Source organism: Clostridium sp. AF23-6LB, assembly GCF_003461085.1.
GTDB classification, from domain to species: domain Bacteria; phylum Bacillota; class Clostridia; order Lachnospirales; family Lachnospiraceae; genus Coprococcus; species Coprococcus ammoniilyticus.
The window spans coordinates 900,461-923,851 of sequence record NZ_QTWK01000001.1 but is presented as its reverse complement, the minus strand read 5'-3'; the positions used below and the strand labels follow the sequence as shown (position 1 = coordinate 923,851).

Annotated in this window: 25 protein-coding genes and 1 pseudogene; 23 read left to right on the top strand and 3 right to left on the bottom strand. The window is 41.3% G+C overall.

Annotated features, from left to right (window positions below; translation table 11 throughout):
• The first annotated feature begins 23 nt into the window (after positions 1-23).
• The 8 genes and pseudogenes from DWY07_RS04305 (at position 24) to DWY07_RS04270 (ending at position 5,975) form a co-directional block, all read left to right on the top strand.
• The gene (locus DWY07_RS04305) at positions 24-980 is read left to right on the top strand and encodes a peptidase S11 (RefSeq protein WP_012744280.1); all 957 of its coding nucleotides are present in this window, start codon (positions 24-26) and stop codon (positions 978-980) included.
• A 65-nt stretch (positions 981-1,045) separates the two neighbouring features.
• Positions 1,046-1,444: a winged helix-turn-helix domain-containing protein gene (locus tag DWY07_RS04300; RefSeq protein WP_015514508.1), complete on the top strand. Its 399-nt coding sequence runs from the start codon at positions 1,046-1,048 to the stop codon at positions 1,442-1,444.
• 441 nt (positions 1,445-1,885) lie between these two features.
• Positions 1,886-2,488, top strand: a complete 603-nt coding sequence (locus tag DWY07_RS04295; protein ID WP_015514507.1) for a hypothetical protein — start codon at positions 1,886-1,888, stop codon at positions 2,486-2,488.
• 42 nt (positions 2,489-2,530) lie between these two features.
• Positions 2,531-3,115, top strand: coding sequence for an SOS response-associated peptidase family protein (locus DWY07_RS04290; protein WP_012744277.1), 585 nt, complete (start codon positions 2,531-2,533; stop codon positions 3,113-3,115).
• Between the two features lie 23 nt (positions 3,116-3,138).
• Positions 3,139-3,276: a hypothetical protein gene (locus DWY07_RS13180; RefSeq protein WP_181983881.1), complete on the top strand. Its 138-nt coding sequence runs from the start codon at positions 3,139-3,141 to the stop codon at positions 3,274-3,276.
• Between the two features lie 395 nt (positions 3,277-3,671).
• Positions 3,672-4,178: a hypothetical protein gene (locus tag DWY07_RS04280; protein WP_242997301.1), complete on the top strand. Its 507-nt coding sequence runs from the start codon at positions 3,672-3,674 to the stop codon at positions 4,176-4,178.
• Positions 4,151-4,984: pseudogene (locus tag DWY07_RS04275) on the top strand (serine protease); the annotation flags it as partial. The gene DWY07_RS04280 and the pseudogene DWY07_RS04275, both read left to right, overlap by 28 nt.
• Before the next feature lie 121 nt (positions 4,985-5,105).
• Complete coding sequence (locus DWY07_RS04270) at positions 5,106-5,975, top strand: hypothetical protein (RefSeq protein ID WP_117822278.1); 870 nt, start codon at positions 5,106-5,108, stop codon at positions 5,973-5,975.
• A 101-nt stretch (positions 5,976-6,076) separates the two neighbouring features.
• Here DWY07_RS04270 and DWY07_RS04265 read toward each other — a convergent pair whose 3' ends face one another.
• Positions 6,077-6,316, bottom strand: coding sequence for a DUF6061 family protein (locus tag DWY07_RS04265; RefSeq protein ID WP_117822338.1), 240 nt, complete (start codon positions 6,314-6,316; stop codon positions 6,077-6,079).
• A 376-nt stretch (positions 6,317-6,692) separates the two neighbouring features.
• On the opposite strand from DWY07_RS04265, the gene DWY07_RS04260 reads away from it, so the two are divergent.
• From DWY07_RS04260 to DWY07_RS04210, 11 genes are all read left to right on the top strand, one after another.
• Positions 6,693-7,595, top strand: coding sequence for an NAD-dependent epimerase/dehydratase family protein (locus DWY07_RS04260; protein WP_117822277.1), 903 nt, complete (start codon positions 6,693-6,695; stop codon positions 7,593-7,595).
• Positions 7,596-7,643: 48 nt separating this feature from the next.
• Complete coding sequence (locus DWY07_RS04255) at positions 7,644-8,477, top strand: RNA methyltransferase (RefSeq protein ID WP_117822276.1); 834 nt, start codon at positions 7,644-7,646, stop codon at positions 8,475-8,477.
• 301 nt (positions 8,478-8,778) lie between these two features.
• Positions 8,779-9,150 carry a CidA/LrgA family protein gene (locus tag DWY07_RS04250; RefSeq protein ID WP_008402058.1) on the top strand — a complete coding sequence of 124 codons (372 nt, stop codon included), beginning with the start codon at positions 8,779-8,781 and terminating at the stop codon, positions 9,148-9,150.
• Complete coding sequence (locus DWY07_RS04245) at positions 9,143-9,835, top strand: LrgB family protein (RefSeq protein WP_021943648.1); 693 nt, start codon at positions 9,143-9,145, stop codon at positions 9,833-9,835. The genes DWY07_RS04250 and DWY07_RS04245 overlap by 8 nt, the downstream gene beginning before the upstream one ends.
• Before the next feature lie 103 nt (positions 9,836-9,938).
• Positions 9,939-10,622, top strand: a complete 684-nt coding sequence (locus tag DWY07_RS04240) for a GntR family transcriptional regulator (RefSeq protein WP_117822275.1) — start codon at positions 9,939-9,941, stop codon at positions 10,620-10,622.
• 38 nt (positions 10,623-10,660) lie between these two features.
• Positions 10,661-11,233: a cytidylate kinase-like family protein gene (locus DWY07_RS04235; protein WP_117822274.1), complete on the top strand. Its 573-nt coding sequence runs from the start codon at positions 10,661-10,663 to the stop codon at positions 11,231-11,233.
• On the top strand, positions 11,234-11,878 hold the full coding sequence (locus tag DWY07_RS04230) for a methylated-DNA--[protein]-cysteine S-methyltransferase (protein ID WP_117822273.1): 645 nt from the start codon (positions 11,234-11,236) through the stop codon (positions 11,876-11,878).
• Positions 11,879-12,059: 181 nt separating this feature from the next.
• Positions 12,060-12,560, top strand: a complete 501-nt coding sequence (locus DWY07_RS04225) for a DNA-deoxyinosine glycosylase (protein ID WP_117822272.1) — start codon at positions 12,060-12,062, stop codon at positions 12,558-12,560.
• Positions 12,561-13,076: 516 nt separating this feature from the next.
• On the top strand, positions 13,077-13,658 hold the full coding sequence (locus tag DWY07_RS04220) for a TetR-like C-terminal domain-containing protein (protein WP_165853015.1): 582 nt from the start codon (positions 13,077-13,079) through the stop codon (positions 13,656-13,658).
• A gap of 222 nt (positions 13,659-13,880) precedes the next feature.
• On the top strand, positions 13,881-15,656 hold the full coding sequence (locus tag DWY07_RS04215; RefSeq protein ID WP_117822271.1) for an oleate hydratase: 1,776 nt from the start codon (positions 13,881-13,883) through the stop codon (positions 15,654-15,656).
• Positions 15,657-15,903: 247 nt separating this feature from the next.
• On the top strand, positions 15,904-16,863 hold the full coding sequence (locus tag DWY07_RS04210; protein ID WP_117822270.1) for a hypothetical protein: 960 nt from the start codon (positions 15,904-15,906) through the stop codon (positions 16,861-16,863).
• A 158-nt stretch (positions 16,864-17,021) separates the two neighbouring features.
• Here the strand turns inward: DWY07_RS04210 and DWY07_RS04205 are convergent, their stop codons facing one another.
• Both DWY07_RS04205 and DWY07_RS04200 read right to left on the bottom strand, forming a co-directional pair.
• A complete protein-coding gene (locus tag DWY07_RS04205; RefSeq protein ID WP_021943657.1) occupies positions 17,022-17,444 on the bottom strand; it encodes a flavodoxin in 423 nt (140 codons plus the stop codon).
• A 138-nt stretch (positions 17,445-17,582) separates the two neighbouring features.
• Positions 17,583-18,134 carry a DUF3793 family protein gene (locus DWY07_RS04200; protein WP_117822269.1) on the bottom strand — a complete coding sequence of 184 codons (552 nt, stop codon included), beginning with the start codon at positions 18,132-18,134 and terminating at the stop codon, positions 17,583-17,585.
• A gap of 263 nt (positions 18,135-18,397) precedes the next feature.
• Here DWY07_RS04200 and eno point away from each other — a divergent pair, with 263 nt between their 5' ends.
• The 4 genes from eno (at position 18,398) to DWY07_RS04180 (ending at position 23,373) form a co-directional block, all read left to right on the top strand.
• Positions 18,398-19,693, top strand: a complete 1,296-nt coding sequence (gene eno / locus DWY07_RS04195; RefSeq protein WP_117822337.1) for a phosphopyruvate hydratase — start codon at positions 18,398-18,400, stop codon at positions 19,691-19,693.
• Positions 19,694-19,897: 204 nt separating this feature from the next.
• Positions 19,898-21,100, top strand: coding sequence for a PrsW family glutamic-type intramembrane protease (locus tag DWY07_RS04190; protein WP_181983877.1), 1,203 nt, complete (start codon positions 19,898-19,900; stop codon positions 21,098-21,100).
• A 110-nt stretch (positions 21,101-21,210) separates the two neighbouring features.
• Positions 21,211-21,519 carry a rhodanese-like domain-containing protein gene (locus DWY07_RS04185; protein ID WP_021943660.1) on the top strand — a complete coding sequence of 103 codons (309 nt, stop codon included), beginning with the start codon at positions 21,211-21,213 and terminating at the stop codon, positions 21,517-21,519.
• Positions 21,520-21,759: 240 nt separating this feature from the next.
• Entirely contained in the window at positions 21,760-23,373 is a 1,614-nt protein-coding gene (locus tag DWY07_RS04180) for a hypothetical protein (RefSeq protein ID WP_117822267.1), read from the top strand.
• Positions 23,374-23,391: the final 18 nt, after the last annotated feature.

Here is a 23,391-nt window from a genome sequence, read left to right as displayed (position 1 = left end):
GGTGTTGGGAGGTGAGCACATATATGCAGAGAAAACGCCGTAAGAAAAAACGATTTGGAGTATTTTTGTTTTTGCTTGTAGTTTGTATCGGCATAGGTATAATGTTTGTGCCGTGGGCAATGCAGCCGGAAAATTTCAGAGAGGTAAAGAATAAAATAAATGGTTTTCTCTACAAAGAAGATTTTCCTGACTCTTATAATGCAAAATCGCTGATTTTGGTGGATTGTTCTGATGATGAAATATTTGTTTCAAAAAACGAGAACGAGCCACAAATTCCTGCAAGTTTAGCCAAGCTGTTTGTTATTGAGTATGCGTCAACTTTAGCAGACCTTGATAGTATCGTTGTTGCAGACTATGGTGCTATTTCACTCACGAAACCTGGCTCGTCTGTTGCTCAAATCAAGGAAAAAGAATACTTTTTACACAATCTATTTGCGGCAATGTTAGTACCGTCAGGGAATGACGCAGCTTATGTGGTTGCTGATTATTGTGGAGGATTACTTTCGCCGCAAGCAGAAAGCTGTCAAGAGCGTGTGAGGATTTTCATGGAGAACTTAAACCTGCATTTGCAACAGCAGGGGTACTTAGACACAGTTTTATATGATCCGAGTGGTTTTGATATGGAGGCACTTACCACCACTTTAGATTTGAAAGAAGTAGTATATCGGTTGTTGGAATACTCGTGGTTTAGAGAAATTGTATCTCAAAACACTTATACGGCAACACTGCCTGATGGCAGTACACAAATATGGCAGAATACAAACGCCTTCCTTGATCCGACATCCGAATATTACAACGAAAATGTATGCGGAATTAAGACTGGCTCTCTGTCTGACGACTATAACTTGATTGTGCTTTATCAGCAGCACGGAAAAGAGTTTTTGATATGCAGTTTAGGCTCTCAGTCCGATTCCTCTCGTTATGACGATGTGAATTTTATTCTGAAAACGATTGATGAATCGTATTATCTCACGCAATAAATCTTATGTTGTCCAAGACAAAAAAACTAACCAAGGGGGGTGATAATATAGGACGAATCGTAATAATGGAGTTCAAAGCACAAGACTCAACAGCCTTTGACGATATGCTGGCTTTTGTAAAACAGCACCCTGATTTTGAAAAATTAGAGATTTCATATGAGCCGACATTATCCCTTTCCGGCTTAGAAATCAATTTGAGCCGGCGCAGAGTTATCAATAACGGTCAGGAAATTGAACTGACCGTCAAAGAGTACGATATACTCTGCTTGCTCGCAGCCAATAAAGGTCGTGTTCTTACATACGAGCAGATTTATGATAAGGTGTGGGGCGAAATATCAGCAGGCAATGAAAAGGATACCGTAGGCTTTCACATTCGGAATCTTCGTAAAAAACTTTGTGATACAAACTCTCACTTTTCCATAGATAGTGTTCGTGAGATCGGCTACCGCTTTAACAGTCAGTAAGCAGTCCCTCGTAGTTCATAATGAATTGCGAGGGATTATTCATTTTCTAAGACGGTATGTCGGAATTTGATAAATCCCTGCAAATGTTGATTTTATACGACTGTTAAGAGCAATATCGTGTCTAAACTTGCGACTGGACTTTGCATTTTCTACGAGTTATCTTCGTAATATCTCGGCATTATACTACTGGAATGTTTATCATAAACAGGGCATGATTTATGGCAGAATGGGCAGTCGTTCTCGTGCCATTTATTAGGTCTTGCTTGGATACGAATATGTTTAACTCCATTCTTATCAGAGTAAAGATTACAATTTTTTATAACTGTGTTCTTGACATTAAGGACACTTTTGCATAATGTATTAACTGAAGCCACTTGTGAATACTCCTTTTGTGTTTTTCTTCGCAGTTAATACATTAAAGGACACAAGTGTTTTTTCAATATGGTGTTGTTAATTTATGGTGTTAGGCTTCCACCATTATGCCAGAAGCCTCATATAAATTTATTGGGAAGAGTTACCGATCAAGTTTTCTCAGAATCCGAAGAATGGGATATTGATACGGTGTCAGAAACTATTGCATCGGAATATGAAAGAGCAACGAATCTTTCGATAAATAAAGAGAAGCAGAATTTGCCAATAGAAGAAAAACGAACGATAGATGTTAAAGAAATACGAGAATGGCTGAACTTTATTATTACGATTATATCAGTTGTTTTGGGAGTTACGAATTCTTCAGCAACAACGATAAATAATTACAATTATACACAACAAGTCAATAATTATTACATCGTTGGAATGGGATATGATGCGAAGGAGCTAAATACGACTAAATATAGAATCGTTAATAGAGAATCTATTGTACGACTGAAGCATGACTGCCATTCGATTGTAATTGAAAAGCTTGAGGAAGGGAAAGTTGTTAGAATTATAGATAAATATAAAAAGTGGCGACAGATAATTTGGGAGAATGAAGATGGTGAAGAATGTATGGGGTGGATTCAAAATTATAGATTAACTGAGTTTAAAGTGCCTAGAAATAAATGATGTATATTTGATGAAATAGAATCTATAAGTGAAGGAAGTATTATGTGTGGTAGATATTATATTGATTCTGATATGGCAGATGAAATCGAAAAAGTAGTGCATGATATAGACCAACGGATCCGGCAGGAACATTTTGCAGGAGATATCTTTCCAACCAATGTAGCACCGATCATTGAAAAATCAGAACATGGATTGAAACTGGATGTTTGCAAGTGGGGATATCCATTGTCACAAGGAAAGAATCTGGTTATAAATGCAAGAGCAGAATCTGTTATGGACAAACCTTCTTTTCGAAATGGAATCCTCTATCACCGCATTTTGATACCGGCAAGTGGGTTCTATGAATGGAATCGGTTAAAAGAGAAAAATACATTTTCCAGATATGATGCACCAGTATTGTATATGGCTGGCTTCTGTGATTGGTTTGAGAATGAACGACGATTTGTGATTATGACTACAGCAGCCAATGAATCTATGATAAAAGTACATGATCGTATGCCGCTGATATTGGAAAAAGGACAGCTGAAAGATTGGTTCGATGACAGGAAAATGGAGCAAATTCTGCATCAGGTACCGGTTCAGCTAAAACGAGAGGCAGAATACGAACAGCAGAGCTTATTCTTATAATGGTTCAGAGGAGAAATAGAAAGATGCAAATATTTGTTGATGCAGATGCCTGCCCAGTGGTTGCGATCATTGAAAAGATTGCAAAAGATAATAGTGTTCCGGTAATGTTGTTGTGTGATCTGGAAAATATTTTTTACATGGGAGGATGGAAGAAAATATAACATCGACAGAATTTTGAAAATCGAGCGATGCGCCAGCAGAAAGGCAGGCGGTGTAGGAATGATGTACACCTGTATGATACAGGGACAGGAAAGCCATTTATTCTATGAAGTGGATAAATGGTTTATGGAGAGAAAAACAGCATAAGGAGAGATAGGTATAGACGATATTATATGGATTATTAACCGGCAGGGATAGTCACTTTCCCTTTATATTCCTGCAGGTTTTACATAAGAAGATGGATTCCGGTCAGCAAAGGCAGCTCCCACAATGCCTTTTGGATATCCGCTTCTGCAAATTGTAGTAAGTAATTGCTTCCCATCAAAATCATGGGGAAAGCGAACTGGTCTGAAAGACCGCCAGTTAGTGTGATGATGATAAGGAGATTTTGAAACTGATGACAGATAGAGATTATGCAATTAAATCAATGAAAGAAATTACCTTCCAGATGGCAAACCATGCACAGAATTATCTGGAAGTAACGATCGAAAGACATTATACTGATATTAAAGAACTGATGACAAGCTACCAGAAACTGATTTTAGAAAACCAGGTTGTATTGGAAGAACTGGATATGGAGTGTCAGGAGAAGATCAATGAAGATATGGCATATGCGTTGAGTTATCTGAGTATTTATAACAATCAGCTGAATGTGCCAAAGATGCACCGGGAAATGAATAACCTGATGATCATTTACGGCTTGTCAGATATGATCTATCGTGGAATGACACTGGTGAAGTTTTATGCACCGAATGGTGTGATGCTCAGTGAGATCCTTCATTCTTGTTTTTGCAGTCATTATAATAAGACAGATGTGGAAGTACAGCAGGAGTTAGGAATAAGCCTGATGTTTGTTACTATGGTGGAGATGGTCCTGACAAAATCGTTGTTTGTGAACCTTTAGGTAAGGCAACTGTAACCGGAACATCGTTTGCGGCACCTTGGATAACTCGCAAAATGGCGTATCTTATACATGTTATGGGTTTAAGCCGTGAAGTGGCAAAAGCTTTAATAATTGATTCTGCGGCAGGATGGGATCGACAGGATACTATTAAATATGAAAAAGGATATGGCATTGTACCCAAAAGGATAGAGGACATTTTGTATTCTCGAGAGGATGAGATAAGATTTATTATGTCTGGAAGCATAGATGAGTATGAAGTATATACGTATAATATTCCGGTTCCACAAGATATGAATGCACATCCCTTCTTTGCAAAGGCTACACTTGCTTATTTCCCGCAAAGCGATCGAAACCAAGGTGTTGATTATACATCAACGGAGATGGATATTCATTTTGGAAGAATTGCGGAGCAGAAGGGAAAAGCAGTAATTAAAGCTATAGATTATAATAAACAAGCAGAAGAAGGTCTCAATACAATCTATGAAGAAGATGCGAGAAAATTGTATCGTAAGTGGGATAATGTCAAGCATATTAGCGAGGCGTTAAAAGAAAATGGTCGTCCACGCAAGGCGTATCGATCGGGAATGTGGGGACTAAGTATTAAAACAAAAGAAAGACTTGATCCGAAAGCCGGAAGAGGGTTGCAATTTGGTATTGTTGTAACTTTGCGAGAAATGAATGGTGAAAACAGAATAGATGACTTTATAAAGATGTGTATGATGAGAGGATGGGTTGTTTCCAGACTTGATGTGCATACACAGGTTGATGTTTATGTTAAAGCCGAGGAAGAGATTACATTTGAATAACTAGAATTGTTATGCGTTATTGTAGGTGTGTAATAAACAAAAGTGTATAATTTAATAAGAATGTTATTACAAATAAAAAATTGTGAGTAACAATTTTGTAGGAGAAAGGAGTTTATTGTGCATGGCAAAAAAAATTATGTTTGCAAGGTCAAATGTCGAAGGGGATTTTAAAAAGGAAATTTATTGCGGGGATTTAGATAAAAATGACTATGAAACAAAATACAAAGGGCATTTGACTTGTATAAAGGGATGTCCGGCTAGAATCAAATTCACAGAAAGAAAAAATAATGTTAAATTCTTTAGCACATGGAATAAAGAGGGGCACTTACATAAAGAAGGTTGTCCTTATCATGTTGATTATAAGGGCAAAATGGGAAGGAAAAAGCTAAGTGCTTATTATGAAAGCATAGAACTTAGTGAAGAAACTATTTTGCGCCGATTACAAAGAAAAATGGAGGGCTTACTTAGACAATATTCTGACGAAGATATAATTGATCCGTCAAATGGTAGTATGGAGGTCGATGCAATTGGCGAGGATGAAGCTGTAGTATTTGAAGGTGATGAAAATGGCAATAAGAGTGAATATATGCCAAGAATTCGTTATGAGGATGCTGAATATATAAGTACGGATGATATTGGATGTAGAAAATCGGTTTATGGATTTATAAGTAATGTCCAGTTAGAAGAGGATAAGAACAAGAGAGAATTTGCATATTTTAACTTGGCGACAAAGCATAGTACCGTAAACATTGCTTTTCCGGAGGCTTTCTATTCGAATGAACTGTCGGCTGGGATGGAAGAATTTGAAATATACATATCAAAGGTAAAAGAATTAGTAGAAAAATACCCTGATAAAATTATGGTTATTGCATACGGAGACATAACTAAAAAGAAGAGAGATAAAAATGGAGTAAATGTTTCGGTTATTTCTCCAAATCGGATTTTGGTTAATAATAAAACATACAAGCAGATTGTATATGGAGAAATCTAAGTGATAAATGCAGTTATCGGGAAAACGGAACATATATGATGTAGCGTAAAAAAATATATCGGATACTTCCTGAAATTGAAGGTATCCGATATATTTACGCATTAAAACGCTTCCAAACTATCCTCCGCATTCACCCATGCCTGAATCTCGCCATCCAGTGCAAGCAGGGCGTATTTCAGTGGATTATCAATCGCCAGAGCATTTAGGCACCGTTGAGAATTAGGCGTGGTCCGTATTCCTGATTCTGCCTGATTACAATCAAGCCGGAGGATGTAGCCGTTATAGTGGTTAATGTCGATGCTGTTGTGCATCGGGTTATATTCTGCGTGTATCAATTTCATTGTTATCAGTCCTTTCGTTTTAATTGGAGGTAAAAAGCCCATGGGCTTATTTTGGACTTGAAAAACTTTCGAAATAGATATAATAATCACAAAATGTACTATTTTATGAAATGAAATATCACTAGAAATATTCAGAACAATACAAGTTGTGATATTAACAGTTGTGTTGCTACAATCATCGAGTAATCTACGCGTAAGTAACGAGAAGATTAGATAAATAAAAAATATCCGGAGAGTGTTTGCACTCTTCCGGGTATTTTTTTGTTTATCGATTAGCAGCAATATTGACAATGAAATTACCGGTATGTTACTTTGTAGATGCAAACAATTGGGTGGGCTTATAAGCAAGCCCTGTGCAGCAGAAAAGGAGATATCAATGAAGAAAATCTTGATTACCGGTGGAACCACATTTGTCAGTAAGTATGCAGCAAAGTATTTTGTAGAGCATGGATATGATGTCTATGTAGTGAACCGTAATTCAAAACCGCAGGTTAAGGGCGTGACGCTGATTGAAAGCGACAGGCATAATTTAGGGGATAAGCTGAAGAATCTGCATTTTGATGTTGTTGCCGACATAACCGCTTATGATGCACAAGACATAATTGATTTACATAATTCGCTGGACTCTTTTGATCAATATATAATGATCAGTTCCAGTGCGGTATATCCGGAGTATGGTGTACAGCCATTTCATGAGGATTCTGAAAGAGCAGTAAATAAATTCTGGGGAAAATATGGAACAGATAAGATCGAAGCAGAAAATGCACTGTTGGAGAGAGTCCCGGATGGTTATATTTTAAGACCGCCATATTTATATGGTTCTATGGACAACGTCTATCGGGAGGCGTTTGTATTTGACTGTGCAATGGCAGACAGAAAATTTTATTTGCCGGAAGCCGGTGAGATGAAATTACAGTTTTTCCATGTGGAAGATTTGTGCAGGCTGATGGAAGTATTAATTACAAAGCGCCCAACTGATCATATCTTAAATGTCGGAAATGAAAATGTAATATCGATAAGCGACTGGGTTATCAAATGTTATGCCTGCTTTGATAAAGTACCGGAATTCGTATCGGTACCGGAAACAGTAGAGCAGAGAAATTATTTCAGCTTTTATAATTATGAATACTGTCTTGATGTGACCCGGCAGAAGAAGATATATCCGGAGACGATGTCAATGGATGCCGGGTTACAGGAGGCTGCAAATTGGTATATAGAGCATGAAGGTGAGGTAAACAAGAAGCCATATTGGAAGTATATCGATGCCAATTTGGTATAAAGGTAATTGACATAATAAAATGACAAGCGTGTGTATCAGGAAGGAATTATGATGGAGATAATAGAAGTAGCGGATCTGAATCGATCGGAGCTGGTGGTTTATGCGGAACTCTCGGAACGGCAGCTTGCAACAATCTATGAACCGGCGGAAGGGCTGTTTATTGCTGAGAGTCCGAAGGTGATCGGGCGGGCGTTAGATGGTGGATATGAACCGGTGTCTTTTCTGGCAGAAAAGGGACAGCTTGCAGAGGCCGAGGAGATTCTGAATCGGATGGAGGATGTTCCAATCTATGTTGCACCGGATGAGATATTGACGAAGCTTACCGGTTATCATCTGACAAGAGGACTCTGGTGTGCGATGCGCCGCAGGACATTGCCAACGATAGAGGAGGTATGTCAGGGAGCGAAGCGGATCGCTATTTTGGAAGAAGTGGTCAATCCGACAAATGTGGGAGCGTTGTTTCGCTGTGCCGCAGCACTTGGAATGGATGCGGTGATATTGACCGGTGGCTGCAGTGATCCTCTTTACAGGCGTGCAAGCCGTGTGAGTATGGGAACGGTATTCCAGATTCCGTGGACAATGTTGTCAAAGAAGGATGGTATCTGGCCGGAGCAGGCAATGAAGACATTGAAAGAAATGGGCTTTAAGACGGCGGCAATGGCACTTCGGGAAGATAGTGTAGGAATTGATGATCCGCAGTTAAATCGTGAGGAAAAGCTGGCGGTTGTGCTTGGTACAGAGGGCGATGGGCTGGCCGGAGATACGATAGCTGACTGCGATTATACGGTTATGATTCCGATGGCACATGGTGTGGATTCACTTAACGTAGCGGCGGCAGGAGCGGTAGCTTTCTGGCAGCTGGGACATCAGCGGCAGGAGTAGTATCCGTTTGTAAAGATTGTGCGTCGACGACAGGAAAGGGTGGTCTTCTGGCAGGTGAGATACCGCTGACAGGAATAAATAGTATTCATCTGGAAAGTTATAGCATCAGTCGCAGAAGGGAGCAGCCCGCAAGAAAACATGCTGGGAATATATTGATGCCGATTTGGTAAAATAATAAATTGACAAATAATAAGATGGCAGTATAATGATTGGTAGCACTGAATTGGTGCTACCAATTTCTTTTATATGAAAAAGTATAGTTCAAACGAAAAAGGATAAAAAATGTAGAGAGGATATTTGAATGAAGTATATTAGACAATTTTTAATCATTCTTGCAATTTCATTTATCGGGGAACTGCTCAAATATGTATTACCGTTGCCGATTCCTGCAAGCATCTATGGAATGGCGATTTTATTTGTATGCCTGATGACGGGTTGGATCAAGTTAGAAGCGGTGAAGGAGACAGGAAAATTCTTAATTGAGATCATGCCATTGATGTTCATTCCTGCCGGTGTTGGTCTGATGGTTAGCTGGGGAACGCTGAAGCCGGTGCTGATTCCGGTATGTGTGATCACGGTCGTTACGATCATTACGGTTATGGCGATGACAGGCAGACTGTCACAGTGGATCATCAGAAAAGACAGGAAGAAAGAGGAACAAGAGGATGCATGATTTTTTTGAAAACTCCCTGTTTGCGGGAGTTACACTTAGCCTGATCTCATATTTGATCGGGTCGATATTAAAGAAAAAATTCAAACTGGGAATATTTAATCCGTTGCTGATCTCGATTGTAGTTACCATCCTGGTACTGGTTGTGAGCAGGGTGGATTATGATACTTATAATGAAGGCGCCCAATATTTAAGCTGGCTGTTGACCCCTGCAACCGTATGTCTGGCGATCCCGCTCTATGAACAGTGGGAACTGCTGAAGCATAACTGTAAGGCGGTTATGGCAGGTCTTGTTGCCGGTGTGGTGACAAGTCTTTGTACGGTGTTTGTATTGTCAAAGATCATGGGACTTACACATGAGGATTATGTAACGATGCTTCCGAAGTCTATCACGACAGCGATCGGTATGGGTGTTTCAGAAGAACTGGGTGGATATGTAACGATTACGGTTGCGGTTATTATCGTAACGGGTGTTCTTGGAAATATATTTGGTGAATTAGTGTGCAAGATTTTTCGAATCACCGAACCGATATCAAAGGGTCTGGCATTTGGATCTGCATCTCATGCGATCGGAACGGCAAAGGCGATCGAGATCGGTGAAGTGGAAGGTGCAATGAGCAGTCTGGCGATTGCGGTTTCCGGTATTCTTACGGTTGTGCTTTCGTCGTTATTTGCGCATTTTATGTAGTTATATACGCCGCATTATAAAATGCAGGGGTTTATTTCAAATTTACAGATCAGATATCAAAATATAGAAATAACGAAATTTATTGATAGTCAGGGAGACGAGTATGGAAAAACAACATGTTACATCAGAATATGAAAAAGCAATTCAATATATTTACAGCCTGATGCAGGACGGAACCTTGCAGATCGGAAGCAAGCTTCCGACCGAACGTACGATAGCGGAGACGTTGGGAATCGGAAGAAATTCGACCAGAGAGGCACTCAGTATCCTGCATGGCATGGGAATGATCGAACGCGTACAGGGATCGGGAAATTATATATCAAAAAATGCCGGAGAGTCGATCCGTCAAATGCTTATGATGATGCTGGCACTTGGCAGTATCACGAAATCCGAGGTCTGTGAGTTCCGTTGTACAATGGAAAAGTCTGTATGCAGTATGCTGATCGAGAAAGGAATACCATTTGAGTGTCAGGTGCTTCTAGAGGATAATCTGGCAAGGATGGAGCAGGCGGATGGTTCCGAACTGGTTAGCGTGGATAAGGAATTTCATGAACTGCTGATCCGGGCGACAGAGAATGAACTGTTTTCAATGATCATGGAGGCGGTTATGATCGTTTACCGGGAATGGATCGATCTGGTGCTGCGTCGTGTGAATATAAAAGAAAAGGCAAACTTGCTTAATTATCACAAGCAGATCTATAATAGTGTATTGGAACGTGATGAAGTAGCCATGAAAGCGGCGGTAGACGGGCATTATCATCTGATCAGCCAGATGCTTGCATTGTAGATGAGTAGAGATAATATATAAGAAGGAGGTAAGAGCGTATGATCGTAACACTTGGAAGACAGTGTGGATGTGCGGGAGATGAGATCGGAAGAAAATTATCAGAGCTGTTAGGGATTCCGTTTTATACAAAGCCTGAACTGATCGCACTTGCAAAAGAAAAAAAGATTTATGAGAAATATCCGATGTATTTTGGGGAACAGCCGGTAAATGCGATGATCAGTTCTGTCGCCGATGATTTCTGTCCGAAGAATCAGTATGATACACCGAAACGGGCATTGTCAGCAATGTTTGGTGGACAGAGTTTTATTATTATAGGACGTGCTTCGAATTATGCCTACCGGGATGATAAGGATGCTGTCCGGGTGTTTCTGTGCGGAGATAAGAAGCAGCGGGCGTATCATATCGCAGGAAAGCATAAAATCTCGGAGCGAAAGGCTATAGCGCTTGTTGAAAAGACAGATGAGAAACGGCGTGGCTATCACAGATATTATACCGGAGAAGAATGGGGCTATGCAGAAAATTATGACCTGTGTATGGATGCGGTCCGTCTGGGCGTGGATAAGACAGCAGAGATGATCGCAGACTATGTAAAGCAGGTTGGAGGAAAATAAATGACAACAAGGGAAGAAGCATTGGCATATGGACTGTCTTTTCCTGATACATATCAGCAGGCGCCATTTCATGATCCGAACTGGCAACTGGTGCGTGTGAAAGGAAGCAAGAAGGTATTTCTGTGGACATATGAGAGAGACGGATATATTAATCTGAACGTAAAGGTCGATCCGGAATGGCGGGATTTCTGGCGGAGTGCGTTTGACTCGGTGATACCGGGCTGGCATCAGAATAAGGAGCATTGGAATACGATCATTCTGGATGGAAGCATTCCGGATCAGGATGTGAAACGGATGATCGCAGAGAGTTATGATCTGGTGACAACCAGTCCATCAAAGAGAATCTATGAGGCTGTGAAAAAGATTCCAGCCGGAAAGGTTGCAACCTATGGTCAGATCGCGGAGCTTGCCGGGGATAAGAAGATGGCGCGTGCAGTGGGAAATGCGCTTCATAAGAATCCGGATCCGGAGCACATTCCCTGCTTTCGTGTGGTAAATGCAAAGGGTGAATTATCCGGAGCATTTGCATTTGGCGGAAAGAATGTACAGGCAGATCGATTGACGGCAGATGGAGTTACAGTTGTCGATGGACGGGTGGATATGGAGAGATTTGGAATAAAGATCTTAGATGGAGAAATCATATAAAAATATAAAGTGAAAAATGATTTATATGCAGGAAATGACCGTTCAAATACAAAGGTTATTTGAAACAGAAAACAAGTCATTTTTGCGGATGCATATTTTACGGAGTGGAAGTTAATTATTTTGTAATTCCGTTTGAATGTGTAAGATTTGCAGGCAATTCTTTATTTGAAAGGAAATAAAAATGTCAGAATATCAGTATGTAGAGCATGAATTTGCTCCGGTATATAATGAAGAATCACAGGTGCTGGTTCTTGGCAGTCTGCCATCGGTGAAATCCAGAGAGCAGGGCTTCTACTACGGACATCCGAGAAACCGTTTTTGGAAGGTAGTGGCAGCTGTACTTGGTGTACCGGAACCCTTGACGATAGAAGAGAAAAAACGGATGCTGCTTGCCGGTCATGTGGCGGTCTATGATGTGATCCGGGCTTGTGAGATCATCGGTTCCAGTGACAGCAGTATCCGAAATGTTGTTCCTGCAGATATTGAAAGCATTGTAACACATGCCCCGATACAGGCAGTTTTTACAAATGGAAAGACTGCGGGCAGATTATATAAAAAATATCAGGCGGAACATATTGATCTTCCGATGATCGAACTGCCGTCGACAAGCCCGGCAAATGCAGCGTTTTCGCTGGAACGACTGGAAGAAATATGGAAGCAGGAGTTAGGAAGATATTTGTAAAAGCATTTTACAATATAGGTTGACTGATATAAAAAAGAATAAAATTTTACATTGATTATACACACTTGACAACATCAACCGTATCGCAGAAAACTGTGTAAGTATTGCAGAAGAGGCTCTCGACAATACAGCATTTGTTGAGATCAGGGAGGATGCAAAGAAAGCAGAAATAGAAGCTTCCGATAATGTAGTCCTTGCATAAAAGCATGTTACATGGCGGTTTTATCTGTTTGTAACATCATATGAAACAGTTCCTTCTGTAGGGCTTTTTTCACACCCTGAATGATATAGATTGTTTTTTCGTTTGACCGGTCTCTGTATGTTACAGTTGACCGGCCGTTTTTTGTATGATATACCACATCCAGACCAGAATTTTGCGTGTAAAATATAAGATGATGGCATGAGGAATTTTCTCATGCCATTAGCTTATTTTTAATTTTACAAAATTCTGGTGGGTATGGTATAGTAAGGATAACTTTTTTTCTGATGAACAATAGACGCGGAGGTTACAAGGAAATGTCTCAGATAACGAAACGTGCGTTGGAAGCATCACTGAAGAAGCTTCTTACAAAGAAACCGCTTGACAAGATCACAATAACCGATATTACAGAAGATTGTGGTATTAACCGGATGACATTTTACTACCATTTTAAAGATATCTATGATCTGGTAGAGTGGGTGTGTGTGGAGGATGCAACGAGGATACTGGGTGAGAATAAAACCTATGATACCTGGCAGGAAGGCTTCCTTCGTATCTTTGAAGCGGTGAGCGAGAATAAGACATTTATGATGAATGCATATCATTCGATCAGCAGAGATCAGGTAGAAAAATATCTGTACAGTCTGACGTATGATCTGATGATCAAGGTCATCGAAGATAAGGCGAAGAATATGCAGGTGCGGGATGAAGATAAGAAGTTCATTGCTGATTTTTACAAATGCTCCTTTGTCGGTGTGTTGCTTGAATGGATTGAGAATGGCATGAAGCAGGATCCACATGTGATCGTGGATAAGATGGGACTGGTGATGCATGATAATATTACCAGAGCACTGGAAGCGTTTCGGACGGATGCCTTTCACAAAAAAACAGAGAGCTGACAGATACATTGAAAAAACAATGTGTCTTATTTTTCAGACCGGTTATCCCATCAAAACAGGGGAAATGATAAAATTTTAGACAGAACAAGTACCGTGAATATATTTTTATCACGGTACTTTTTTTGTTTATTGAGGGCAAAAACGGGGCATCTTATAATAAAGACAGTTTTTGAGATAACTGGTCTGTTTGCGGGCAGGCTGTATAGATTGGAGGTAATTCGTATGTATTATGCAAGTGGAAATTATGAAGCATTTGCCAGACCTAAGAAGCCGGCGGGTGTGGATCAGAAATCGGCATATATTATAGGTTCGGGACTTGGTGCATTGGCGGCAGCCTGTTTTCTGGTAAGAGATGGACAGATGAAAGGCTCACATGTACACATTCTGGAGAAAGATCCAATTCCGGGCGGTGCATGTGATGGTTATCAGTACAGCGATATTGGCTATGTTATGCGTGGCGGACGTGAGATGGATAACCATTTTGAGTGTATGTGGGATCTGTTCCGTTCGATTCCGTCCATTGAGACAGAGGGCATCAGTGTACTGGATGAGTATTACTGGCTGAATAAAGCAGATCCGAACTATTCTTTGTGTCGGGCAACTGAGAATCAGGGACAGGATGCACATACCGATAAGAAATTCGGATTATCCGATAAGGGTGCAATGGAGATCATGAAGCTGTTCTTTACCCCGGATGAAGAATTATATAATAAACGGATCGATGAGTATTTTGATGAAGAAGTGCTCAACTCTAACTTCTGGATGTACTGGCGGACGATGTTTGCATTTGAGAACTGGCATTCTGCACTTGAGATGAAGCTCTATATTAAGCGTTTTATCCATCATGTCGGAGGACTGCCGGATTTCACGGCACTTCGTTTTACTAAATATAACCAGTATGAGTCCATGATTCTTCCGATGGTAAAATATCTGGAATCATTCGGTGTGGTGTTCCATTATAATACCAAGGTTATAAATGTGGAATTCGAGATCGAAGCAGGAAGAAAGCTGGCAAAGAAGATTGATATTATCCGTGACGGTGAAGCAGATGCGATCGACCTGACCGAGAATGATCTGGTATTTATCACAAATGGCGGCTGCGTGGAGAATTCTTCATACGGAAGCCAGAACAAACCGGCTGAGTTCAAGACCGAGATCCGCGAAGGCGGCGGATGGGATATGTGGCGGAAGATCGCTGCACAGGATCCATCCTTCGGACATCCGGACAAATTCTGTTACGATCCGGAGCAGTCAAACTGGATGAGTGCAACGGTAACGACTTTGGATGAAAAGATCCTTCCGTATATTAAGAATATATGCAAGAGGGATCCACTTTCCGGCAAGGTAGTTACAGGTGGTATCGTGACTGCAAGAGATTCCGAATGGCTGCTCTCCTGGACGATCAATCGCCAGCCACAGTTTCGTAATCAGCCAAAGGGTCAGGTGCTTGTATGGGTATATGGCTTATTCTCGAATAAACCGGGTGATTATGTAAAGAAGACCATGCGGGAATGTACCGGTAAGGAGATCTGCGAAGAATGGCTCTATCATATCGGAGTACCGGAGGAGAAAATACCGGAGCTTGCTGAGCACAGCGCAAACACAGTGCCGGTTATGATGCCGTATATTACAGCATTTTTCATGCCGCGTGAGAAAGGTGACCGCCCGGATGTTGTACCGGAGGGCGCGGTAAACTTTGCATTTCTTGGACAGTTTGCAGAGACAGCAAGAGATACGATATTTACGACCGAGTATTCGATCCGTACCGGTATGGAGGCAGTATATACTCTGTTGAATATCGACCGTGGTGTGCCTGAGGTCTGGGGCAGTGTCTATGATGTCCGCGACCTGTTAAATGCGACAGTAGCGATCCGGGATGGAAGAAAGATTACAGATATGAAGCTTGGTCTGAAAGAAAAGATCGCGATGAAAGAGCTTTTAAAGGCGGTAGAAGGAACCGATGTCGAGAAACTGCTGCGGGAGCATGGAGCGATATAAATACAAGATCTGTATATAAAGAAAGTCTCACGATATAATATAGTGAAAGAAAACAAAGCATCTGCTGATGTATGGACTTTATATAGTTTATGGATCAGCAGATGTTTTTTATATGGACAATGCAGACCATGACGGATAAACTGTCATGCATGACAAATTTATATATTAATTTTTTATATGCAGTGATATAATACAGGTATCTGCAAAATCTGCAGAAGGAAGGGATAAAAAATCAGGAGGAAAATGAATGAAAAGACATTTAAAAAAAGTAGTATTGGCAATGATCGCATTTGTACTGTGTGGAGTAATGAATGTGACAGGTTCCAATGTAAGTCTGGCAGCAACAGACGTTGAGACGGAGCAGACGGCAGAACTGGAAGCAGCGTCAACCGTAAGGCATGTATCAGCGAGAGAACTGTATCATGCAGGTGACTATCTTTACATAGAAACCTCAAAGGGTGTACTTGCGTATAATATGAAAAAACAGACTGCAAAGTATGTTGTAAAGAGCGCCGTTGTCAGTGGAGTTTTGGTACACAAAGGATATCTGTATTACAACCTTTATCAGGACAGCCAGATGAGTATCTATAAGATCAAGGCTGATGGAAGTTCAAAGCCAAAACAGATCTGTAAAAATGGAAGACTTGGTTTTATGAAAAACAACCGACTTTATTATGGTCATTCTGGTTTATGCTCAATGAAACTGGACGGAACTGATAAGAAGTGTCACATGAGGGTAAAAGATGGTGCAAATGGAACGGTATTCTATTATAAGGGCAAATATTTCTACAGTGTATTTCCGTATGTGACAGAATCCTATTCCGTTGACACAAAATATAAGCATAAAAAGAAATACTCGGCAGGAAATAAAACGGTTTGCAATGCATTTGTCAGAGCTTTTGATGATATGCAGTATAATGAGAGTCTGACCGTCAGGGGATATCAGTATGGTACTTTGATCAAAAACGGAAAAAGCTCAAATTCCATTTATAAATTTGGAGATTCTTATTATGGAAAGAGTACGGGCAGAACTTCCAAGAAAAAGATCTACCAGTCATCCAAGAAGAAGGTATACGTTCTGGCAGCATGTCCGGGATATATCATGTTTGCGGAAAGCAATCAAAAAGCAAGCTATGAAGATGGAACTGTAAAGATCATCAATGTAAAAGGTAAGGTTGTCGCAACATTAAAGAAGAGTCAGAAATAGAACATATATAAAACAGAAACTATAAAAAACAAATGCTCTGGCAGAGGTGTGGTTTGCCAGAGCATTTTTGGGATTGTACGATAATGTACAAGCGGAAGGACTGCCACATGGCAGATTCCTGTGTTTTGGTTGTGTTTAGAGATGTGTATTATTATTTATTAAACAAGTGCTTCGCCAAGTGCAGTACAATCAGCAAGACCTGCTTCATCCGGTGTTTCATGGCAGATCAGTGGAGCTGCTGCAAATACAGCACCGTCAGCCTGGCACTGAGCTTCCCATGTATCCATCCATTCGCCGCTTCCCCAGCCGTATGAACCGAAGATGGCGATCTTCTTACCGTTTAATGCCGGTTCACATTCAGCGAACATTGGCTCAAACTCGCTTTCTTCTAAGACTTCAGCACCCATAGCAGGGCAGCCAAATGCGATTGCATCATAGTTATCTACCATATCTGCAGTAAATTCTGCGGATGTTAAAAGATCACATTCTGCACCTTTTGCTTTTGCACCTTCTGCAACAGCCTGTGCCATTAATGCTGTATTACCTGTGCCACTCCAATATACAACTGCAACCTTACTCATAGTAGGTTCCTCCTTATAATTCATGTATTTTATATTTAGAGATCTCCGCGCGAAAATGCTTACGGGAATTCCCTATATTCATTTTGTTATGTGGACGCCATGTGCATAAATACTTATTTTGTTATGCAGATGCTATAATTATGCAGCAACCGTCAACTGCCAGATGGTTCGTCCCTGATGCCAGAGATTTGCATAGATCTCACGGCATTTTTTAAATTTGGCAAATGTTTTCTGGGCCTCACCCAGATCTCCGTATACCTTCCAGTCGCCCATGCCCTTGCAGTTGCTTCCGTGGTATTTGATAAATCCGAGAACATCATTTAACGGGTAGCCAAGGAAGACACCGATCTCATGCGGAAATTCTTCCGAACCATGAAGACGTGTACGAAGCTGTTCAAGCATTTGGTCGATCGTTCCTGCCTGATATCCTGTGCTTACAAGAAAAGAGAGGATCTCCGGTCTTGATAATTCGCGACCCATAGCATCCGGTCTGTAGACATAGATCAGGGCAGTTTCAGCATTTTCCCGGAGGATCGTGATCCGGATCCCTTTTTTCTGAAATTGTGCATCCCAGACAGCCACACTTTCGTATAATTCTTCTCCAGAAGAAAAACGATAAAGAAACAGGCTGGCAGGTTTTAAGGATGCCAATGTAGGCGAACAATGTGTGATCAAATATTCTTCAAACATAATCTGAAACTCCTGTAACATTAAATTATCAAATGCGACAGTGTTAGTATGTGTCGTTTCAGAGCCGTTCATACAACGGTTAGCCACACCTAACTCATGGCTGCATTATACGGTGTGTTCTTGTAAAAATCAAGCGAAATACGTGATAGAAATTCTCAATTAATTCGACGTATTTTTGTTGACGACAGTGGCTATAACGTGATATTTTTTAGTTGGTTAGAAAAAACTAACTAAAATCTTGTGAATAGAGGAATTGGATAATGATGAATTATTTAGAAATCGAAAAAGTAATTGGACGAGAGATTATTGACTCAAGAGGAAATCCTACAGTAGAAGCAGAAGTTATTCTTGCAGATGGTACAGTTGGACGTGGCGCAGCTCCAAGTGGTGCATCAACAGGTGAGTTTGAAGCACTGGAGCTTCGTGATGGCGACAAGAATCGTTTTGGCGGTAAGGGTGTCCGGAAGGCTGTGGAGAATATCAATACAACAATCAATGATGTGTTGGTTGGAATGGATGCATCAGATACATATGCTGTTGACCAGGCAATGATCAAGGCAGACGGAACAAAGGACAAGTCAAATCTTGGTGCAAATGCAATCCTTGCTGTATCAATTGCAGCAGCAAGAGCAGCAGCTATTTCACTGGATGTACCTTTATATCGTTTCTTAGGTGGTGTAAGCGGAAACAGACTTCCGGTTCCTATGATGAACATTATCAATGGTGGATGTCATGCATTATCATCCGGTCTGGATGTTCAGGAGTTCATGATCATGCCGGTTGGTGCTCCTTCATTCAAAGAGTGTCTCAGATGGTGTGCAGAAGTATTCCATGCACTTCAGGCAATCTTAAAGGAAAGAGGACTTGCTACATCAGTTGGTGATGAAGGTGGATTTGCACCTGCACTTGCATCTGATGAAGAAGCAATCGAGACAATTCTCGAAGCAGTAAAGAAAGCCGGATATGAACCGGGTAAGGACTTCAAGATCGCTATGGATGCAGCTTCATCCGAGTGGAAGACAGGCAAGGTTGGCGAGTACAAGCTGCCAAAGGCCGGTACAGTATATACATCAGAGGAGCTGATCGCTCACTGGAAGAGACTGGTTGAGAAGTACCCGATCATCTCCATCGAAGATGGTCTGGACGAAGAAGACTGGGAAGGCTGGAAGAAGCTTACAGCAGAGCTTGGTGACAAGGTTCAGTTAGTTGGTGACGACCTTTTCGTTACAAATACAGAGAGACTTGCAAAGGGTATCGAACTTGGCTGTGGTAACAGTATCCTGATCAAATTAAACCAGATCGGTTCTGTATCAGAGACATTGGAAGCAATCAAGATGGCTCACAAGGCCGGATACACAGCTATCTCATCGCACAGATCCGGTGAGACGGCAGATACAACGATCGCAGATCTTGCAGTTGCTTTAAATACCTGCCAGATCAAGACCGGCGCACCATCCAGATCCGAGCGTGTAGCTAAGTACAACCAGCTCTTAAGAATTGAAGAAGAGCTTGGTGCTTCAGCCGTATATCCGGGTATGAAAGCCTTCAATGTAAAATAATTATTGTCATATATTTTCCTCAAAAAATATGAATAAATGGTATGGGAGACGTAAGCAATACGCCTCCCATATTTTATATGTAAAATAAGACCTGTAAGTAGAGTTTTTCACTGCCGGGTGGTATAATTTTAAACAAGTCATATTATGTTGAAAAGATTCGATGGTTGTGATTACAGACATCGGATCAGGATAATGGGAGGGCATATGAGTCGAATACTGATCATAATAGCAGTCTTACCGGCATTGATCCTGCTGGGTTTTATATATATGAGAGACCGGAAAGAGAAGCCGCCGGTCAAATTAATGGTATTGCTTCTGGCACTTGGTGCAGGTACGATCATTCCGGCAGCGATTGCAGAATTTATCGGGCAGTTAATCGTTGCACAGACAGATACGGATCATCAGACGATGCTGCTGGTGCTCTGCTTTCTGGTGATCGGAATTGTGGAGGAGCTTGGAAAATATCTGGTAACGGTCTGCACTACATGGAAAAGCAGAGAATTTCAGCACAGCTATGATGGAGTTATTTATATGGTCTGTGCATCGCTTGGCTTTGCTATATTGGAAAATATCTTATATGTTGCTTCAGGCGGAATCGGAACGGGCATCCTCCGGGCATTTACCGCTATTCCACTTCATTGTACGGTAGGTGTTATCATGGGTGCACTTTATGCGAAGGGCAGAGAAGCGGCATATGCAGGTGACCGTGCGGGTATGATCGGATTTATGGCATGGGCATATATCGTGCCGGTATTTATTCATGGCTTATATGACTATCTTGTGATGGCGGCATCGTATGGATATATTTCGGAGGCATGGGTATTCCTGATCCTTGGAGTGATGTATGTACTTTCAATTTTTCTGATCTTTTACTGTTCAGCGCATGACCGCAGAATTGACGGCAGACCGGAGACTGCAGATTATGGGATGTACCGGATGGATTTTCGCAGACCGGGCAGAGGATATTATTATCCAGATCAACCGGATTACCGGGCGGGTTATCCGGGCTATCCGGGTGGTGATGCATATGGTCAGGCCGGAGGATATATGCAGAATACAAATTACAACCCATACAATGGTGGTTATACACAGGTGATGAATCAGTATCCGGGTAATGGCTATGTGCAGGGGATGAATCAGTATCCGGGTAATGGCTATGTGCAGGGGATGAACCAGTATCCGGGTAATGACTATGTGCAGGAGATGAACCAGTATCCGGGTAATGGCTATGCGCGGGGGATGAATCAATATCCGCAAACTGGAGTTAATCAATATCCGCAAACTGGAGTGAATCCATATCGGCAGCAGGAGAATCCCGGATCACAGAATTATCCACAGAGTTATACGTCGAATGGCACTGGTACGGATTATGGCATGACAGGGTACAACGGACAAGGACGGAAATAAGACAGGAATTGTGGCAGAAACGCTGAATATGCCGCACGTTTTGATGGAAGAGACATATGATGAATATATAGGAATCCATATAGCAGGAACATTTGCCAGGGGGTGAAATGATGAGATTTCACAACATACCGGTCCGCGATATCATGCAGGAAGCAGTCCGATATGGCGGGGTGATCGTGGACGTTCGTACAGAAGAAGAATTTCTGAGAGGACACATACCAATGGCAGTCAATGTACCATTGTCGGATATACAGTATGGTAATTATAATCTTCCTAAAAATAAAGTGCTGCTCACATATTGTCAGTATGGAGGCGGCAGTGCACTGGCAGCGAGACTGCTGTCGCAGGCAGGATATAAGGTGATCAATACCGTTGGGGGAATCGTACAGTATAAAGGAGCATTGACGAAAAACCGCTGACAGAGGGTGTAACTAGCCATTATGAAAGAGAAGAAAATGTGGTTTGAAAATGAGAATAACAGAATAGATCGATCCCGGACATGACAGAACCTGTTAAGGAAGTGCATGGCCGGGTTTTTTTTGTTTAATTTACTTGTGGTGGCAGGGGGAAGTATGTATAATATGGACAGGGTAATTGGCGGGTATCCCAGGATATTCCGGAGGTACTTATTTTTTTAGAAAAGAAAGGATATAGGGTAAATGAGAAAAAGAATTTTAGGAACGATCATTGCGGCAGTTTTTTTTGCAGTAGCAGCATTTGCAGGGGCAAATGGACTGGCAGAGACACAGGCGGCATGTGAACATTCACAGGTGAAGGATGGAGCCTGTGTGGATTGTAATGATCCGGTAGAATGCATCGAGGTAGAGGATGCAAGTGGAACAGCAAAGGGCACTTATTCTAAACTGGAAGATGCAGCGGCGGCTGCCGGAAACGGTGATATACTGAAGCTTCTATATAATTGTGAGAGTACATCAACATATATTGATGCTGGGAATAAGAATCTTACGATTGATCTGAATAAGAAGGAGTTAAAGGCTGTTCATTTCGATATCATGGGTTCGCTTGTGATAGAAAATGGAGAATATAGTGGCTATATCAGGAATGCAGCGACAGGGAATGAACATACATTAACATTTGAAAATGTGAGAGCAGATCTTACGCAGCTTGGATGGTATGCAAAGGGTGGCATTAAACTGGTAAACAGCAATATAGAACAGCAACATGATGGTGCAGCATTTACAGAATGGTGGCTTGAAAAGCTGCAGATGGATCAGACATCTGTTTATAAGATTACAAATTCGCCAAGCGGACTAAGCAATTATGGGTTGCTTTCATTAGATGAAGCTGTGGGCGGTATTGAGGAATTTCTTCCGGCCGGATACACATTGGATGGACAGCCGAATTCCTATAATACGATATTAGATGAAACAGGCACAAAGGCGAGAAGCGTAGAGCTTCGTTATCGCCGGCTGACAGATGCGACAGTTTCTGTATCCATTGCCCCGACTTCTTATGTATATGATGGAAAAGCAAAAGAGCCAACAGTGACTGTCACATACGATGGCAGAGATCTGACAGAAGGAACGGATTATACCTGTACATTTACAGATAATATCAATGCAGGAACAGCAAGCGTAAAAATAACAGCAAAGGGTAAGACTTATCACGGAGAAACCGTAAAGAATTATACGATCGATAAAGCACCACAGACAGCACCAACCGGTCTTACGACAGAAAATGAAAGTGCAAAAGGGAAAAAGGACGGTTCCATTAAAAATGTTGATGTATCCATGGAATATTCCGTTGACCAGAATGTATGGAAGCCGATCACAGCAAATACGATCACAGGCATTTCTGCCGGTAATTATTACGTCAGATATAAGGAAACAGCAAATTATTATGCATCGGGAGCAACAAAAGTAACGGTTAAAATGTCTGTTCCGGATGGTGGAACAACAGAAGATGTGACAACAGAAGACGTGACAACGGAAGCTTCTACAGATGCAACGACAGAGGATACAACGGAAGCTACAACTACGACAGAAGATAGTACCGATGATACAACGGAAGATGTAACGACAGAGTCAACGGATGATACTCAGGATGAAACGGAAGATGTGACAACAGAATCCGAAGAAGTTGTATCAACGGAGGACCAAACAACAGAGAAAACAGATGCCGATAAGCCGGATGACCAGAAGAACACCGGAGTAAAGACAGGAGATGATTTTGCTATGAAGACAGCAGTTGCAGGTATGATCATTTCACTGGGGCTTGCCGGAATCGTTGTTATAAATAAACGCAGAAAATAAAATCAGAAACAAAGATAT